17 protein-coding genes are annotated in these 15847 nt (G+C 43.8%); 14 read left to right on the top strand and 3 right to left on the bottom strand.

The genetic code is table 11. The annotated features are described in order from the left end of the window. The first annotated feature begins 3 nt into the window (after positions 1-3). The 6 genes from C4S61_RS00345 (at position 4) to C4S61_RS00320 (ending at position 4364) form a co-directional block, all read left to right on the top strand. The gene (locus tag C4S61_RS00345) at positions 4-1227 is read left to right on the top strand and encodes a cysteine desulfurase (protein ID WP_103922812.1); all 1224 of its coding nucleotides are present in this window, start codon (positions 4-6) and stop codon (positions 1225-1227) included. Then, a complete protein-coding gene (locus C4S61_RS00340; protein WP_103922811.1) occupies positions 1224-1655 on the top strand; it encodes a SufE family protein in 432 nt (143 codons plus the stop codon). Before C4S61_RS00345 ends, C4S61_RS00340 begins: the two co-directional genes overlap by 4 nt. A gap of 1 nt (position 1656) precedes the next feature. Continuing rightward, positions 1657-1995, top strand: coding sequence for a DUF59 domain-containing protein (locus tag C4S61_RS00335; protein WP_103922810.1), 339 nt, complete (start codon positions 1657-1659; stop codon positions 1993-1995). Positions 1996-2021: 26 nt separating this feature from the next. Continuing rightward, positions 2022-2444: a BrxA/BrxB family bacilliredoxin gene (locus C4S61_RS00330; RefSeq protein ID WP_103922809.1), complete on the top strand. Its 423-nt coding sequence runs from the start codon at positions 2022-2024 to the stop codon at positions 2442-2444. Between the two features lie 251 nt (positions 2445-2695). Further along, positions 2696-3982 carry a citrate synthase gene (locus C4S61_RS00325; RefSeq protein ID WP_103922808.1) on the top strand — a complete coding sequence of 429 codons (1287 nt, stop codon included), beginning with the start codon at positions 2696-2698 and terminating at the stop codon, positions 3980-3982. 121 nt (positions 3983-4103) lie between these two features. Next, on the top strand, positions 4104-4364 hold the full coding sequence (locus C4S61_RS00320) for an acyl-CoA-binding protein (RefSeq protein ID WP_103922807.1): 261 nt from the start codon (positions 4104-4106) through the stop codon (positions 4362-4364). A 77-nt stretch (positions 4365-4441) separates the two neighbouring features. Here C4S61_RS00320 and C4S61_RS00315 read toward each other — a convergent pair whose 3' ends face one another. Further along, positions 4442-5440: a bile acid:sodium symporter family protein gene (locus C4S61_RS00315; RefSeq protein ID WP_103922806.1), complete on the bottom strand. Its 999-nt coding sequence runs from the start codon at positions 5438-5440 to the stop codon at positions 4442-4444. Then, complete coding sequence (locus C4S61_RS00310) at positions 5437-6186, bottom strand: TrmH family RNA methyltransferase (protein WP_103922805.1); 750 nt, start codon at positions 6184-6186, stop codon at positions 5437-5439. Before C4S61_RS00310 ends, C4S61_RS00315 begins: the two co-directional genes overlap by 4 nt. On the opposite strand from C4S61_RS00310, the gene tamL reads away from it, so the two are divergent. The 6 genes from tamL to C4S61_RS00280 are packed head-to-tail and all read left to right on the top strand — an operon-like array spanning position 6176 to position 12247. Next, positions 6176-8623 carry a translocation and assembly module lipoprotein TamL gene (gene tamL / locus C4S61_RS00305; RefSeq protein WP_317046033.1) on the top strand — a complete coding sequence of 816 codons (2448 nt, stop codon included), beginning with the start codon at positions 6176-6178 and terminating at the stop codon, positions 8621-8623. The two genes, C4S61_RS00310 and tamL, sit on opposite strands and share 11 nt — an antisense overlap. A gap of 7 nt (positions 8624-8630) precedes the next feature. Continuing rightward, positions 8631-9542 (top strand): oxygen-dependent coproporphyrinogen oxidase, encoded by a 912-nt coding sequence (gene hemF / locus C4S61_RS00300; RefSeq protein ID WP_103922803.1) that lies wholly within the window; start codon positions 8631-8633, stop codon positions 9540-9542. Beyond that, the gene (locus C4S61_RS00295) at positions 9539-10114 is read left to right on the top strand and encodes a phosphatase PAP2 family protein (RefSeq protein ID WP_103922802.1); all 576 of its coding nucleotides are present in this window, start codon (positions 9539-9541) and stop codon (positions 10112-10114) included. The genes hemF and C4S61_RS00295 overlap by 4 nt, the downstream gene beginning before the upstream one ends. A gap of 23 nt (positions 10115-10137) precedes the next feature. Further along, positions 10138-10713: a Crp/Fnr family transcriptional regulator gene (locus C4S61_RS00290; RefSeq protein ID WP_103922801.1), complete on the top strand. Its 576-nt coding sequence runs from the start codon at positions 10138-10140 to the stop codon at positions 10711-10713. Between the two features lie 52 nt (positions 10714-10765). Beyond that, positions 10766-12004, top strand: coding sequence for an MFS transporter (locus tag C4S61_RS00285; protein WP_235009705.1), 1239 nt, complete (start codon positions 10766-10768; stop codon positions 12002-12004). A 48-nt stretch (positions 12005-12052) separates the two neighbouring features. Continuing rightward, positions 12053-12247 carry a hypothetical protein gene (locus C4S61_RS00280; protein WP_103922800.1) on the top strand — a complete coding sequence of 65 codons (195 nt, stop codon included), beginning with the start codon at positions 12053-12055 and terminating at the stop codon, positions 12245-12247. 114 nt (positions 12248-12361) lie between these two features. On the opposite strand, the gene C4S61_RS00275 is transcribed toward C4S61_RS00280, so the two are convergent. Continuing rightward, positions 12362-13816: a transglutaminase-like domain-containing protein gene (locus C4S61_RS00275; protein WP_235009703.1), complete on the bottom strand. Its 1455-nt coding sequence runs from the start codon at positions 13814-13816 to the stop codon at positions 12362-12364. A 467-nt stretch (positions 13817-14283) separates the two neighbouring features. On the opposite strand from C4S61_RS00275, the gene C4S61_RS21745 reads away from it, so the two are divergent. Further along, positions 14284-14457 (top strand): hypothetical protein, encoded by a 174-nt coding sequence (locus C4S61_RS21745; protein ID WP_160111180.1) that lies wholly within the window; start codon positions 14284-14286, stop codon positions 14455-14457. A 297-nt stretch (positions 14458-14754) separates the two neighbouring features. Beyond that, positions 14755-15528, top strand: a complete 774-nt coding sequence (locus C4S61_RS00270; protein ID WP_103922798.1) for a sulfite exporter TauE/SafE family protein — start codon at positions 14755-14757, stop codon at positions 15526-15528. Positions 15529-15847: the final 319 nt, after the last annotated feature.

Here is a 15847-nt window from a genome sequence, read left to right as displayed (position 1 = left end):
GCCATGAGCTTAAACATCGATCAGATCCGAGGCTTATTTCCGGTGCTTCATCAAGAAGTCCATGGGAAGCCTTTGATCTATTTTGATAATGCAGCAACAACTCAGAAGCCGCAAGCGGTTTTGGACGCCTTGACCAACTATTATGGTCATGACAATTCCAATATTCACCGTGGTGCACATGCGCTAGCAGATCGGGCAACACGCTACTATGAAAGTACGCGGGAGTCGGTCCAGCAATTTATCAATGCCAGGGAGTCTGCCGAGATCATTTTTACCAAAGGCACTACGGAAAGCATCAATCTGGTCGCTCAGACATTTGGAAGGAAATTCATTGGAAAAGATGATGAAATCATCATCTCTACCATGGAACATCATTCCAACATTGTGCCATGGCAGATGCTATGCGAGGAAAAAGGCGTAATTCTTAAAATCATACCGATCAGTGAGAAAGGAGAAATTCTTTTCGAAGAATTCGAAAAATTACTTTCACCGAAAACCAAGCTGGTGAGCATCGTTCATGCTTCAAATGCACTCGGAACGATCAATCCGGTCAAGAATGTAATTGATGCTGCGCATGCTGTTGGAGCAAAAGTTTTGCTTGACGGTGCCCAATCTACCTCGCATTTAGAAATTGGTGTCCAGGATCTGGATTGCGACTTTTTGGCTTTTTCGGCGCATAAGCTCTATGGACCAACTGGACTGGGAGTTTTGTATGGAAAAAGAGCAGTCTTGGAATCCATGCCTCCTTTCTTGGGTGGTGGGGAGATGATCAAGGAAGTGACGTTCGAAAAGACCACTTACAACAACATTCCATTCAAATTTGAAGCGGGAACTCCGAATATCGCAGATGTGATCGCTTTCAAGTCTGCCTTGGATTTCATCAACGAATATGGAAAACCGGCTATCAAGGCACACGAAGACGAATTGTTAGCCTACGCCAACGAAACGATGCTGGATATCCAGGGGTTTATTCCTGTCGGAACCGCAGCCGATAAAGTTTCGGTCCTGTCTTTCAATATCAATGGAATGCATCCTTTTGATGTAGGCCAATTGCTCGATGCAAAAGGAATTGCTGTCAGGACAGGCCACCACTGTACGCAGCCCCTTATGAAAAGATTTGGGATCGAAGGAACTGTCAGAGCCTCCTTTGCAGTTTACAATACTAAATCAGAGATCGAAAAACTGGCGGAAGGGGTAGCCCAAATTGCAAGATTTAAAAACAAATGAGCAGCATCAAGGAAATACAAGACGAGATCGTTTCTGAATTTGAAATCCTCGGTGATGACAAGGAGTCTACCATATTTTACATTATGGAACTTGGCGGAGGTTTGGAGAAATTTCCAGAAGCTGAGCGAAAAGAAGAAAACATCATTAAAGGCTGTCAATCCAAAGTCTGGTTGGTAGCAAACGAAGAAGGTGGTAAAATTCACTATCAGGCAGATTCCAATACGGACATTACCAAAGGATTGATCTCACTTTTGATTCGAGTATTAAACCATCGCCGTCCCGAGGAGATATTAAATGCACAATTGGATTTTATTGATCGAATTGGAATGGGAAGTATCATCGGAAGTCAACGGTCCAATGGATTAGCTGCGATGATCAAGCAGATGAAATTGTATGCATTTGCATTCCAAACTAAGCAAAACGCCTAAAATGGAAGAACAAACAAATACTGAAAACGGCCATAGCACCAGTCTAAGAGATAAGGTAGTCATGGCAATCAAACAAGTCTACGACCCGGAAATCCCTGTGGACATATATGATTTGGGATTGATTTATGAAATTACCGTATATCCTGTTAATAACATCTACGTTCTGATGACATTGACTTCCCCCAATTGTCCCTCAGCGGAATTTATCCCCTCAGAGGTGAAAGATAAAATTCAGCAAATCCAAGGTGTGAATAATGTCGAAGTTGAAGTGACTTTTGACCCTCCTTATTCCCAGGATATGATGTCTGAAGCGGCCAAACTTGAACTGGGTTTCTTATAATACTGAACTAATAAAAACACAACAATATGTATCCTGAAGAGCTAATTGCTCCCATGAGGGCAGAACTTTCAAATCTAGGATTCCAAGAATTCAGAACAGCCGAGCAGGTTGCTGAGCACTTGGGACCAAATCACAAAGGCACCACTTTGGTTGTAGTCAATTCTGTTTGCGGCTGTGCCGCAGGAGCTGCTAGACCAGGGGTGAGGTATGCAGTAGAGCACGCTGATAAAAAGCCTACCACTCTAGCAACCGTTTTTGCAGGGAATGACCGTGAAGCAGTTGCCAAGCTGAGAGAATTGGTACTACCCTACCCTCCTTCCTCCCCCGCAATGGCCCTGTTCAAAGATGGGGAGCTTGTTCATTTTATTGAGCGGCATCACATCGAAGGTAGAAATGCCAAAATGATCGGCGACCACTTGGTGGAAGTTTTCGAACATTTTTGTGATTAAACATATTAGCCCTTTTGGGCTTTTTTTTTGATCCAAAAATTTGCTGTTTCAAATCCACAACAGACTGGAGGTCAATTTCTTTCTTCTTCCTTATTAATAATAGTGTCATTGCTATTCAATGAACTGTCGAAAAAGCTTTCGAAATAATATTCTGTCAACTCACATAATAATATCCTTGAAAAAGATTCCATTTTATTAACTTCGGGCATCTTTTGAAGTTGTTCAATAAAAAAGTAATCCAAAAACGCAATATGTCTGATTCCGCCAAATTGTCCTACAAAGGGCAAGAATACGAATTCCCTGTCATCACAGGCACAGAAAACGAAAGTGCAATCGAAATAGGTAAACTCCGTGACACCACCGGATTGATCACTCTTGATCCTGGATACAAGAATACCGGAGCTACTAAAAGTGCTATAACTTTTTTAGATGGTGAAGAGGGAATACTACGATACAGAGGCTACCGAATCGAGGACCTTGCCGAAAAATCCACCTTTCTCGAAGTAGCTTATCTTTTGATCTACGGGGAACTGCCCACCCAGTCTGAATATGAAACATTCAATATAGAAATCACCCACCACACCCTGGTTCACGAGGATATCAAGAAAATCCTCGAAGGCTTCCCTTCCAATGCGCACCCAATGGGCGTACTTTCTTCTTTGATTTGCTCATTGACAGCCTTTTATCCGGATTCACTCAATCCCAACAGAAGTAAAGAAGAAATAGACTTGAGCATCATCAGATTGCTGGCCAAAATGCCAACATTTGCCGCTTGGGCTTACAAAAATGAAATGGGACATCCGGTAAACTACCCGGACAATAACTTGGATTACTGCGGTAACTTTCTGAAAATGATGTTTGCACTTCCAGCTGAAAAGTATGAAGTGGATCCAATCGTTTCGGCTGCTTTGGACAAACTATTGATCCTCCATGCAGACCATGAGCAAAACTGCTCTACTTCTACAGTAAGAATCGTAGGATCCTCACAAGCCTCGATCTACGCATCAATCTCCGCAGGAATAAATGCACTCTGGGGACCACTCCATGGAGGTGCAAACCAATCAGTTATCGAAATGCTGGAAGCTATCAAAGCTGACGGCGGCGACGCAAAGAAGTATTTGGATAAAGCAAAAGATAAAAATGATTCCTTCCGTTTGATGGGATTTGGTCATCGGGTGTACAAAAACTTTGATCCAAGAGCGAAAATCATCAAAAAAGCAGCTGACGATGTATTGGGTAAGCTGGGCGTGAAAGACCCTATTTTGGAAATTGCCAAAGAATTGGAATATGCAGCATTGCATGATCAATATTTTATCGATCGAAAACTTTATCCAAACGTAGACTTTTACTCCGGCATTATCTATCGTGCATTGGGCATCCCTACCGATATGTTTACCGTGATGTTTGCATTGGGTAGACTTCCGGGTTGGATCGCACAGTGGAAAGAAATGCGGGAGAACAACGAACCAATTGGCCGTCCACGTCAGGTATATGTGGGAGAAAATGAGCGTGACTACGTCAGCATGAACAAACGATAAGTAAAAAAATTGATAAAAATCAAAAAGCCGCCCTCATGGGTGGCTTTTTCCTTTCACATTTTTCCAAACTAACCTAGCTAGCACCATTTTTGGAAACTGAAATCGAATAAATGAGTTTTTAATGAAATCAACTACACTTGAGGAAGCTATCGCGCTGACAAAAAAATTCACTTCCAAACCCAGCAACGAAGAGTTGCTCAAATTATACGGATTGTACAAGCAGGCAACTGAAGGAGACAATGAAGCCGAAAGACCCGGAGGATTTGACTTCAAAGCCGCCGCCAAATACAACAGTTGGCTGACTTATAAAGGCAAAAGTAAAGCAGAAGCAACTGAGCTTTATTTGGAATTGGTGGACCAACTTTCGGAAAAGTACATTTAACTCAAATCCTTAAATCCTTTACCTGAAAAGCAAAAGCCTAAGATGATTCAGGCTTTTGCTTTTCAGAACTATGGCCGCTATTTCAGATCGGAAGTCCTTCTTCCAAAATACCCGGCAAAGACGCTCCCTAAGATTAATTGCTGAATGTGATATAGCATCACCGGAAGTAATACCAAACCTAAAACTGCGGCATCCGGAAAAATAACTTTGCCAATAACCACACCGTGAACCAATGATTTTTTTGAACCACAGAACAAAGTGGTAATTCTATCCTGAATTGAGAATCGAAGAAATCTGGACACCAATTCCAGTATGGACCATATTAAAATAAAAATCCCCAACATCGTGGCCGCGATTGTCACAAGAGTTGATAGTTGGTAGGCAGTAAATAGTTTTTGACCAAATGACTCGGCAAAGGAGGTAAAGACAATGATCATAATTACTGTCTGATCCACATATTTAAGTTTGGGCAGGATTGCTTTTATTTTTGGAAAAAGCCATCCATGCGCTAAAGTCCCAAGAATCACGGGTAAAATTACTTTTAGAGTGAGTTCACCGAGTGTGGACCAAAAATCAATTTCCCCTTCTGACCCAGTTCCGAGAATCCCCATCCAAGCCGGAGTCAAAATCACCCCCAACAGACTGGATATACTGGCATTAAAAATCGCTGCCGGTAAATTTCCACCGGCAATGGACACCATGACCACCGAAGCACTGACGGTGGAGGGTAAAGCGGATAAATAACTTATTCCAAGTTTGAAATCTGAGTCTACCCAAGGCATGAATCGGAGCAATCCGAAGACTATTACCGGAAAAATCAGGAAAGTAGAAAGCTGAATCAATAAGTGAAGCCGCCAATTGGAAAGTCCGGATCGGAGCTGCCGGGGATCAAGCTTCACCCCATAGAAAAAAAACACAAATGCAATTCCAAAATTAATAAGGGGTGTCCAAGGAATTCCCGAGTCGGCAGCACCTATTTCAGGAAAAATTGCAGCCATACCGATTGCAAAAAATAACCCAAGCAAAAAACCGTTGATTCCTACTCGCTGTAGCGTGTGAATCAATCTGTGAATCATAAGCTCATCAGTCGTTTGAAATTATCACAGAGGATGGCTGTGGCAATGGCCACGTTGAGTGATTCGGCCATTCCAAAGCCCGGAATTGTCACTTTTTGAGTCACAAGTTTTTCCAGTTCAGCACAAATCCCTTTGGCTTCATTACCCATCAGGAGCACTCCCGGACTAGGCCTTCCCAGCTTGTGAATATTTTTCCCATCCAAAAAAGCTCCATATACCGGGACCTGCCAACGATTAAATACACGTTCCAAATCCTCATAAAAAAACTGAACGCGGGTGAATGACCCCATGGTAGCCTGGATCACCTTGGGATTATAAAATTCCGCAGTTTGGGGTGAAAAGACCAGCTTTTTGATCCCGAACCAATCCGCCACCCGGATGATTGTCCCAAGATTTCCGGGATCACGAACATCGTCAAGGGCAAGGATCAGCTCTTCATTTGCGGGTTCAAATGCGCTATTCTCCTTCATCCTCACCACTGCCAATGCAGCATCATTAGACTGATACTGACCGACTTGCTCCAATTGATTCTGAGTCACTTGGATCAGCTCACCCCGGTAAGTTCGAAGCATACCGGAATTCTTTTGAGCAAAGGATTCTGTCGACAGCAAGAGATCTACCGTGAAATTGGATTGAAGCACTTCCAGAACACTTTTCTCCCCCTCCACAAAGAACTTCCCGATCTCACTTCGGTATTTTTTTTGATGTAAGGATTTTATAAACTTAACCGTATTTTTGCTCAGCATCCCTTCAGCTTATTCCGATTTGAAATCCTCCAAATATATACTTTTTATAGCGTTTCTGGGGTTTTGCATGGGCTGCTCCTTGACCAAAAATCTTAAAGAAGGGCAGTATGCTCTTTATGAAAATGAGATCAAAGGGATCGATCAAGCTGACAAAGAGGAACTTTACGGTCTGATCGAACAGGAGCCAAATACCCGATTTTTGGGAAGTTCACTTGGAGTCACAATCTACCGTTTCGGAGAAAAATTCTATGACAGTCTCAGTTTGGTGAGCAAACTTGGATTGGTTGATGCAGAATTATCAGAAATAAGGCTCGCGCTTGACACTATTCCCAACGATCGCAAACTCCGAAAAAGAGCAGACAAACTGATTTCCAAAGGTGAGGGCCTGAAAAAAAAACTGGAATTCGGTAATGCCTTGATGCGGACCGGAAATCCCCTTGTTCTCCTAGACAGCATTCAGACAGAGACCACAGTTGACAATTTACAGGGATACCTAGTAAATCATGGCTTTTTTGACTCGGGAGTACAGTATGAGGTAGAAACAAATGAAAAAAAAGCCTTTGTAACCTACCTGATATCAGAAAAAAGTTCTTACCTGCTGGACTCTGTTTATACCCGATCAGCCAATACTGAGATCATCAAACTCCTCAACCAAACAGCTAAAGATTCTCATATCAAAAAAGGGGACAGCTATAATCAGGATAATATTTCCGCAGAACGAAACAGGATCGAAGACCTACTGAAAAACAACGGCTTTTTCATGTTTTCTAAATCCTATATCAACTACATCGCCTATAAGGATACTGCCTCCAAAACTGTCAAACTCGAGCAAGTCATCCAACAGCCCACATTTGCTGAAATTCACGAAATCTATACTATTGATTCGATTACTTTTAGAATAAATCCTCCGAGCAACGAATTTGCTGACCGGAGAATTCAGGAAAAATTCCGGGACATCAATTTTTTCTTTTATCGGAACCGCTACTCGGCCAAACTACTCGCTTCACGTATTTTCTTCAAGCCAGGACAAGCTTATAGTAGAGTTTCGGCGATCGAAACCCAGCGTCAGCTCAGCAATTTGGACTTGTTTCGGTTTGTGAATATTTCCTTCGATACCCTCGGCACCTCACTGACCGCCAATATTTTCACACAGCCTAACCAAAAATACCAACTGACCAATCAGATCGGTATGACGATCACTGAACAATTGCCCGGGCCATTCTTCAGTACCGCGCTTAGAAACCGAAATTTCTTTCGGGCTGGTGAGATTTTGGAATTTAATTTTCGTGCCGGTCTCGAAGGTGTGGCATCCGCCACAGGTCAGGGAGTCTATCAAAGCTCCGAAATCAATACTGGCGTAACCCTGATATTTCCCAGGTTTCTGATTCCTTTCGCTCCAGGATCACTCCAGAAATATGGACGCTATAATCCAAATACACGGGTAAGAGTCGGATTTAACTACACCAATCGTCCGGAATATACCCGAAACTCTATTAACAGCCTCCTCTCCTATACCTGGGCAACTTCGAATAATCGGATCTTCTATACCTTCAATGCTGCCGATCTGAGCTATATCCGTACCCCAAAAATTCAGGATGAGTTTCTATCGATCCTCACAGACTTACAAAATGAAGGAAATAACCTGATCTGGTCATTTCTCCCTTCGTTCATCAGCAGCATGTCCGGACAGACCATCATCAATTTTAACAAATACGGAAATTTCACCACAAACAAAGCTTCGCTTTTGCGGCTCTTTGCCGAAAGTGGCGGAACCACACTGAACTTCATGGACGTCCAGAGCAACAGTGAACCCGACATCGAATTTGCAAACTTTCAGTGGCTGAAAACTCAGGTAGATTTCCGAAGGTATTATCCGGTCAATGAAAAACAGACTTTTGCCTATCGATTCAACTTTGGATGGGCAAAACCCTACGGCGTAAGTGCGGGCATTTTACCCTATGAAAAATACTTCTTTGCCGGCGGAGGCACAAGTATCCGCGCTTGGCAGGCAAGGAGACTCGGGCCGGGAAGCTCCACTCCCCAGACTGGAGAAGGAGGAGAATACGACTACACCAATGAGCAACCGGCCGAAATGATCTTGGAAACCATGCTGGAATACCGCAGAAAACTGATTGGCTATTTTGACATGGCACTCTTCATCGATGCAGGCAACAGCTGGATGATCGGCTATGATCCTTCCAGACCTGGAGCTGATTTTCGATACGATCGGTTTTACAGGGAAATTGCCGTTGGAGCAGGATTTGGCCTACGGATGGACTTTGACTTTTTGGTCATCAGGCTTGATTTGGCAACAAAAGCTATTGACCCTTCCAAGCCGCTCGGTGAACGGTGGGTTTTTGACAACGTGAGTTTCAGGAGGCCTTTTGGAGTGAGAGGACAAACCGTATTAAATTTTGGGATAGGATACCCATTCTAATTACGTCATGAGTAGAAAAACAAAAGCCGAAATCGCGGAAATCTACAAGCAATTACAGGATCATATCTGTGCTGGTCTTGAGCTGGGAGATGGACAAGGCAAATTCAAAGAAGATATCTGGACTCGGGAAGACGGAGGTGGGGGTCGAACCCGGATAATGGAGGGCGGAGCCATAATAGAAAAAGGAGGCGTTGCTTTTTCGGCTGTTCATGGTTCTACTCCAGAGAAAATCCTCCAAAAATTAGAGTTGGAACAAGCCGAATTCTTTGCCACCGGAGTATCCATCGTACTTCACCCCTTCAGTCCAATGGTACCGATCATTCATATGAATATCAGGTATTTCGAGATGGAAAATGGCGTACATTGGTTTGGAGGTGGGATAGATTTGACTCCGCATTACCTTGACCCTCAGGATGCAAAATATTTCCATGGGGAAATAAAAAAAGTCTGCGATCAGTTTGATGGAACATATTATCCAAAATTTAAATCATGGGCAGATGAATACTTTTTTATCAAACATCGAAATGAAACCCGTGGTATCGGTGGAATTTTCTATGATCGACTCAGTGCAGATTCCGACAGGCAGTTTCAACAGATTTTGGACTTTAGTCTAGAAATCGGAAGGCTCTTGCCCGGGGTCTATTCCTATTTCATGCAGAAAAATTCCAAAATCCCTTTCGGACCGGAACAAAAAGCCTGGCAAAATCTCAGAAGAGGTCGCTATGTGGAATTTAATCTGGTGTGGGATGCGGGGACTAAGTTTGGGCTTGATACCAACGGGAGAACCGAAAGCATCCTCATGAGCATGCCTCCACAGGCCGAATGGACTTATATGCAAGAAACCAAAGCCGGCAGTCCTGAAGAATTCACACTCAAGCACTTGAAAAAAGACATCGACTGGCTAACTTATCAGGTATGATCGAAACGCTGAAAAAATGGGACGAGGACCTTTTCCTCTGGCTTAATTCCTTCCATGCCGATTGGTTGGATCCTATTATGTTTCAGATGACGGAGACAGTCACCTGGATTCCACTTTATGCTTTTTTGATTTATTGGATTTTCAAAGTAGACCGGGCAAACGCCTGGTGGGTTCTAGGTGGTGTGGCCCTGACTATTTTGGCGGCAGACCAATTTACCTCGGGATTTCTCAAACCTCTCATGGAGCGATTGAGACCCTGTCATGACCCGAGGTGGGAAGGAACCATCCACAATTACGGTCGTTGCGGGGGACTTTATGGTTTCGTCTCCTCCCATGCAGCCAACACCTTTGGACTGGCGGTATTTCTCAACCGTAAGCTGAAAGGAAAAATGAAGCACCTCCGTTGGCTGTATTTATATGCTGTAGTAGTCAGCTATACGCGAATCTACCTCGGTGTCCATTATCCCTTTGACATTTTACTCGGCGCTACTATTGGGACCATTGTAGCATGGATTTCCTGGTTTTTCATAGTTTTTGTCAAAAGGAAACTGATCAAACAAGCCTTGAAATAGCATTTCGTTTTGATTCCCTGGCTATGAACGATTTGGACAGCTTCCTGAATTTTTTGTGCAAGATCCAGCCTTTGTCTCCCGAAGGGCAGGATGCGATCCTATCGCTTTGTTCGCAGGTACCTATTGCCAAGAATCAAAATCTCCAGGATATTGGGCAAAAATGCCACACGATCTACTTCGTAAAGGAAGGTTTGGCCAGGATCTTTTACCTAAAAGACGGAATAGAAGTCACGGAATATTTTGCTTTTGAAAACGACCTGATCATCCGGGCGGAAAGTCTTTTCCGAGACAAACCCAGTACCAAAGCCATTCAGGCATTGGAAAACACCGTTTTCATAGGCATCCCGGCCGAAGCACTCTTCTCACTTTTTGATCAATTTGCTGAAATCGAACGGCTCTTTCGGAAAATCATCGAACAAGCCTATGTGAATACGGTAATACGAATGGAGGCCATACAATTTCATCCTGCAGAAGAGCGCTATGCCCAGCTTCTCGCCGAAAAACCAAACCTGATCCAGCGAATTTCCCTAAAACACATCGCCTCCTACCTTGGGATTACGCAAGTGAGTCTAAGTAGGATCAGGGCTGCTGTACGTTGATTTTTTAACATTTGTAAAAGGACGGGCAAATTCACCTGGTGACCTTTGTCTGGTGAAAAATAAGGAAGAACCGATCGTCCTGGGCTTACGCCAAAACTGGCGACAGTTTGGACTGCTCGTCCTGATCAATGCTTTTGTGGGGGCGATGATCGGACTGGAACGTTCCATTTTCCCGCAATTCGCCTCCGAAGTATTTGGTCTAGAGTCCAAGCTCGCCATTCTATCGTTTATTACCGCCTTTGGGTTTAGTAAGGCAGCTGCAAATTACTTCTCCGGAAAACTTGCCAATCAGGTCGGTAGGAAAAACCTCCTGATTATAGGATGGATAATTGCCCTGCCTGTCCCGCTCATTCTGGCGTTTACAGGGAATTGGAATTGGGTAATCGCTTCCAATATCCTGCTTGGAATCAGTCAGGGAATGACCTGGAGTAGCACCGTAGTGATGAAAATTGACCTGATCGGGGAAAAAGACCGGGGCTTTGCCATGGGCTTAAATGAGTTTGCAGGCTACTTTGCCGTCGGTATTTTTGCTTTTATCAGTGCCTATATTGCTCAGGAATTTGGGGTTAGGCCCTATCCTTTCCTGCTAGGAACCTTGGTCGCAGTCCTTGGACTGGTACTTACCGTGTTTTTTGTAAAAGACACCCGAAAACACGTCCAGAAAGAATCCGAAAAGCATACAGAAGTCAGCTTGAAGGGAATCTTTTGGGAAACCACCTTCAAAAACAAAACGCTGAGCTCCGTCACTCAAGCCGGACTTGTCAACAATCTGAACGATGGTATGATCTGGGGACTCTTGCCCGTGCTGCTGATTTCGCTGGATTTCCGGCTGGATGAAGTGGGTTTGATAGCTGCGATTTACCCAACAGTCTGGGGAATCAGCCAACTAGTTACCGGCAAAATGGCTGACCTATTTCCCAAGAAAGCACTTTTGTTTTGGGGAATGCTGGTGCAGGGAATTGCAATTATTTTTCTTCCGCTTGCCGGGACTTATCCCTTACTGGTAGCCGTGTCTGTAAGCTTAGGATTAGGTACAGCAATCGTTTATCCTACGTTTTTGGCAGCCATTGCAAGTGCCACCCACCCCAACCGCCGTGCTGAAAGCATCGGTACATTTCGGCTTTGGAGAGATCTGGGATATGCTGTCGGTGCCATAGTATCCGGTATTACTGCTGATATTTTTGGACTAAAGTCTGCTATAGTTTTCATAGGAGTGATCACAGTGGGATCATCGCTGGTCATCCATTTCAGGATGCCCAAAAAAACAGAACCTGAAAGTCGATTAATTTAAATATTCTTAACTTGTCCATCGAAAACCAACCCTAAAACATAATCAAAAATGAAAAAACTAAAATCAATTCTCACCCTGACATTTGCCCTTGGCTTTTTAGCCGCTGTGACATTCACTTCCTGTGGAGGTAAAAAAGAAGGTGCCGAAGAAACCACCGAACAAGCAGAGGGCGAACATCCTGCTGAAGGAGGCGAACATCCGGCAAGTGACAGCACGGAGCATCCTGCTAATCCGGACAACTAAACAAAGAACAAGCATTAATTTTTCCCCATCGAAACGAAAGGCTGTCAAAAATTGACAGCCTTTCGTCGTTTAAGTGAGATCTCTCCGCTTCAGAGGATTCTTTTACCAAGTCATCTACAAATCTGAGGATCGCTGGAAGCTAAAGGTAGACTGGGCTTTCACTTCTTTGCCGTCAATTTCCAAATAGGGATAGGCCAGAAAGTTAATGGGGCCTGATGCGGGTCCGGGACTGACTTGCAAGTCACGGCCACGACTCAATTCGATCCGATTGGCGGGATGACGTCCAAAATAATACGTAGCCAAAGCGGTGTATTTATTCGCCTCGCTGATATCCACCGGCCACCATTTGCCATCGGCATAAAACTCCGCCCAACAGTGATAGCCGTCGATTCCACCTTCATTTCGGTCTGAGGGAATGGATGCCCCAATCGCAAATCTTGCGGGAATATTCACCGATCGGGCCAGGGAAATAAAGAAGGAATGAAACTCCGTGCAATTTCCCGTCTTGGAATCACAGGCATAGTTGGAATCTCCGCGCCCGAAATCCCCAAACTTCATGTAGCGCATGTTGTCAATGATGTAATCGTACAGGGCTCTCGCCTGAATCAAATGACTCTCCCGGATCTTTGGACCCAAGGCTTCTTTGGCAATTTCCTCAAATCGCCCCCCTTTTGGCATCAGGATATTGGATGCCAGGAAAACCTCCGGATCAGGGGCAGGTGCATCATAGGGTCCTTTCTCCTTTCGGTCGACGGAGTAGCTGATGTCAATCGATTTGCCACTGTCCTCCGGTCCCAAATCCATAAAAAGGATCGTATTGCCGTTGACCTTTTCCTTCAGATTCTGATGACTTCCGGGAAGGTCGATCGAGCGGATTTCGACTTGCTGAAAATCATCAGATTCAGCGAGCGGAATCCAGATTTTCGCAGGTCCGCTCAGCTTGGGAACCTGTACTGAATAATAAAATTCGAAGGAATCTCTTCCTTCTACCACGCCAAGTAGGCTGTTGTTTGATTGTTCTAGCGGCACGCGATACCAGGTTTTATCTTCTTTGTTTTGCTTCCAACTGTAAAAAGGCTTTCCGTTTAACTTGTGCACTGTCGTCTCCGTTACGGTCATTGCCCCGGGTTCTCCTTCCATAAAAAAATCCACATCATACACCTCTCCGCTTTCATCGACCAGATCCACACAGGCAAAATGCCGCTTGGGTCCCAAATTGGAAAGGTATTCGGTATGCACCCGAACCAATTTCATTTTGAGGTCGTGGTTTTCATCTTTGACCGGAAAAAAACCGCCATTTTCTTCTGTCTTCTGAGCGATAAAATCCTTGATTCCCTCTTCGATTTCAGCAATCGCTACTTTCTTGACAGGAGCAACTTTCTCCTCTACTTTGGTTTCGGCCTGACAGGCTAAGAGCAATAAACCTGTACTCATGGCAAACAGACTATTTCTATTCTTTCGATACATATCCCTGAATTGAGCACTAAAGATAAAAAGTGAATTGGTGAAAAAAGGTCTTTTGTGAATTATTGGCAGAAGTTGAATTGCCTCCTGCTTCAGCCAAATCATTTAGATTTTCAGATGAATTGCCTCCTGCTTCAGCAGGTGGATAAAAAGGGTTTGAATTAAAATCCGGCTTTAGCCAAATCATTTAGATTTTCAGTTGAATTGCCTCCTGCTTCAGCAGGTGGATAAAAAAGGATTGAATTAAAATCCGGCTTTAGCCAAATCATTTAGATTTTCAGTTGAATTGCCTCCTGCTTCAGCAGGTGGATAAAAAAGGATTGAATTAAAATCCGGCTTCAGCCAAATCATTTAGATTTTCAGTTGGGCTAAAGCCCGGACTTGTTTCAGGATGTTTTTTTAGGAATGGGCTAAAGCCGCATTCCCATTCATAGCCTTATTGCCAAATAAAAAATTCCCAAAAGCTTTCAGAGATGCAGTCTCTGTAAACAAGCCAAAACTCCCCCTTCCTCAATTAATTTCCATTTTTACCCAATGGATTGATAAGTTGTGGGAAAATTAACTTTACACCCATGTCCCAAAGCGAAATAACCCTCAAAGACAAACTTGGATCGGAAGGTTTATTTAAAGTGTCCCGGTTTAAGGAAGTAATCAAGCGAACCAAACCGCATAAGCATAACGGGCATTTTGAGCTGATTTGCATCGTCGAAGGGGAAGAATTTCACCCAGTGGAAATGGAAACGTAGCCCATTCAGACTCCGGATTTATACTTCCTCAAGCCAAACCAGGTGGATTGTTGGCAGTTTACAGCAATTGCAAAGGGATTTGTCATACTTTTCAAATCAGACAAAGCCACGAGCTTTTGCTGTTTATAGTAGCTAAAAAAAATCTTATGGGTTAGTTTTGGATCCTTATTCACCTTCTTTGCGGCATTTCTAACCGCTGTTTTGGTCTTTTTTTGGTTTATCCGGGATGTTTTGTTTCAGGTTGCAACAGGTACCCCGGGTTATTTTCCACAGGTATATATGCTTATCAAGAACTAGATGGAGATTGTAATCATTTCACTGGCCGCATTCCTTACTGCCATCCTGACCTTCTTTTCAGGCTTCGGCCTGGGGACTATCCTTACGCCGGTTTTTGCCGTCTTTTTCCCGATTGATCTGGCCATTGCGCTGACCGGCGTGGTTCATTTCTTTAATAATATTTTCAAACTATTTCTGGTAGGCCGAGACGCTAATCGGTCCATTCTGATTCGATTTGGTATTCCGGCTATTCTTGCCGCATTTCTCGGAGCGTGGATTTTGCTACAAATTACCGACCTGAAGCCGCTTTTTACCTATCCGCTTTTCGGTTATGACTTTGAAGTCACACCCATCAACCTGATTATTTCCCTGCTTCTGATTGGCTTTGCATTGATGGATTTGATTCCGTTTTTTGATCGAATCCAACTTGAGAGAAAACACCTGCCATTCGGAGGCTTCCTGAGTGGTTTTTTTGGCGGCCTATCCGGTCATCAGGGAGCACTTCGATCTGCCTTTCTGATCAAAGCCGGACTGAGCAAAGAGGCTTTTATTGGTACCGGTGTAGTGATCGGAACGCTCATTGATTTCTCCCGACTGACGGTTTATTCCTCCCGTTTTTTAGAGTCCGGCCTGATCCAAAACCTGCCGTTGGTTACAATAGCCACCGTGTCGGCTATCTTGGGGGCAGTTATCGGAAATCAGCTGCTTAAAAAGGTCACTTTAAAATTCCTCCAACAATTCATCGCCATCCTCCTGATCCTGATCTCCCTTGCATTGGGGGCAGGTTGGATTTAACTAGCTATGAGAAAAATCAAACATCCCAAAAAGCAAAAATAGATCCTAAGTGCCGGGATAGGTTTGTTTTACCGGATTTCGGCAAACACAGCATATTATTTCGAAAAATAGAATTATTCGTTGCTACAGTAACGTGATTTCTATTTTTTGTAGCAATCGTCTAGCTACAGCAAGAACGTTCCTACATTTTACAGGAACGTTCTTACTTTTTTGGTCCATCATTCCTACATTTTAGAGGAACGTTCTTACTCCAGGTACATCGTCCTACATTTTAGAGGAACGTTCTTACTTTTTTGGTCCATCGTTCCTACATTTTAGA

The sequence above is a fragment of the Algoriphagus boritolerans DSM 17298 = JCM 18970 genome (genome assembly GCF_900108085.1).
GTDB classification, from domain to species: domain Bacteria; phylum Bacteroidota; class Bacteroidia; order Cytophagales; family Cyclobacteriaceae; genus Algoriphagus; species Algoriphagus boritolerans.
The sequence above is the reverse complement of the archived record's forward strand: the minus strand, read 5'-3'. Positions and strand labels throughout refer to the sequence as shown.

Coding starts and splice junctions, on each gene's coding strand:
- C4S61_RS00270 (WP_103922798.1), top strand. CDS start 14,755: ATGGAGATTGTAATCATTTCACTGGCCGCATTCCTTACTGCCATCCTG.
- C4S61_RS00340 (WP_103922811.1), top strand. CDS start 1,224: ATGAGCAGCATCAAGGAAATACAAGACGAGATCGTTTCTGAATTTGAA.
- C4S61_RS00335 (WP_103922810.1), top strand. CDS start 1,657: ATGGAAGAACAAACAAATACTGAAAACGGCCATAGCACCAGTCTAAGA.
- C4S61_RS00295 (WP_103922802.1), top strand. CDS start 9,539: ATGATCGAAACGCTGAAAAAATGGGACGAGGACCTTTTCCTCTGGCTT.
- C4S61_RS00345 (WP_103922812.1), top strand. CDS start 4: ATGAGCTTAAACATCGATCAGATCCGAGGCTTATTTCCGGTGCTTCAT.
- C4S61_RS21745 (WP_160111180.1), top strand. CDS start 14,284: ATGTCCCAAAGCGAAATAACCCTCAAAGACAAACTTGGATCGGAAGGT.
- C4S61_RS00325 (WP_103922808.1), top strand. CDS start 2,696: ATGTCTGATTCCGCCAAATTGTCCTACAAAGGGCAAGAATACGAATTC.
- C4S61_RS00280 (WP_103922800.1), top strand. CDS start 12,053: ATGAAAAAACTAAAATCAATTCTCACCCTGACATTTGCCCTTGGCTTT.
- C4S61_RS00310 (WP_103922805.1), bottom strand. CDS start 6,186: ATGCTGAGCAAAAATACGGTTAAGTTTATAAAATCCTTACATCAAAAA.
- C4S61_RS00330 (WP_103922809.1), top strand. CDS start 2,022: ATGTATCCTGAAGAGCTAATTGCTCCCATGAGGGCAGAACTTTCAAAT.
- C4S61_RS00320 (WP_103922807.1), top strand. CDS start 4,104: ATGAAATCAACTACACTTGAGGAAGCTATCGCGCTGACAAAAAAATTC.
- C4S61_RS00315 (WP_103922806.1), bottom strand. CDS start 5,440: ATGATTCACAGATTGATTCACACGCTACAGCGAGTAGGAATCAACGGT.
- hemF (WP_103922803.1), top strand. CDS start 8,631: ATGAGTAGAAAAACAAAAGCCGAAATCGCGGAAATCTACAAGCAATTA.
- C4S61_RS00290 (WP_103922801.1), top strand. CDS start 10,138: ATGAACGATTTGGACAGCTTCCTGAATTTTTTGTGCAAGATCCAGCCT.
- C4S61_RS00275 (WP_235009703.1), bottom strand. CDS start 13,816: ATGATTTGGCTGAAGCAGGAGGCAATTCAACTTCTGCCAATAATTCAC.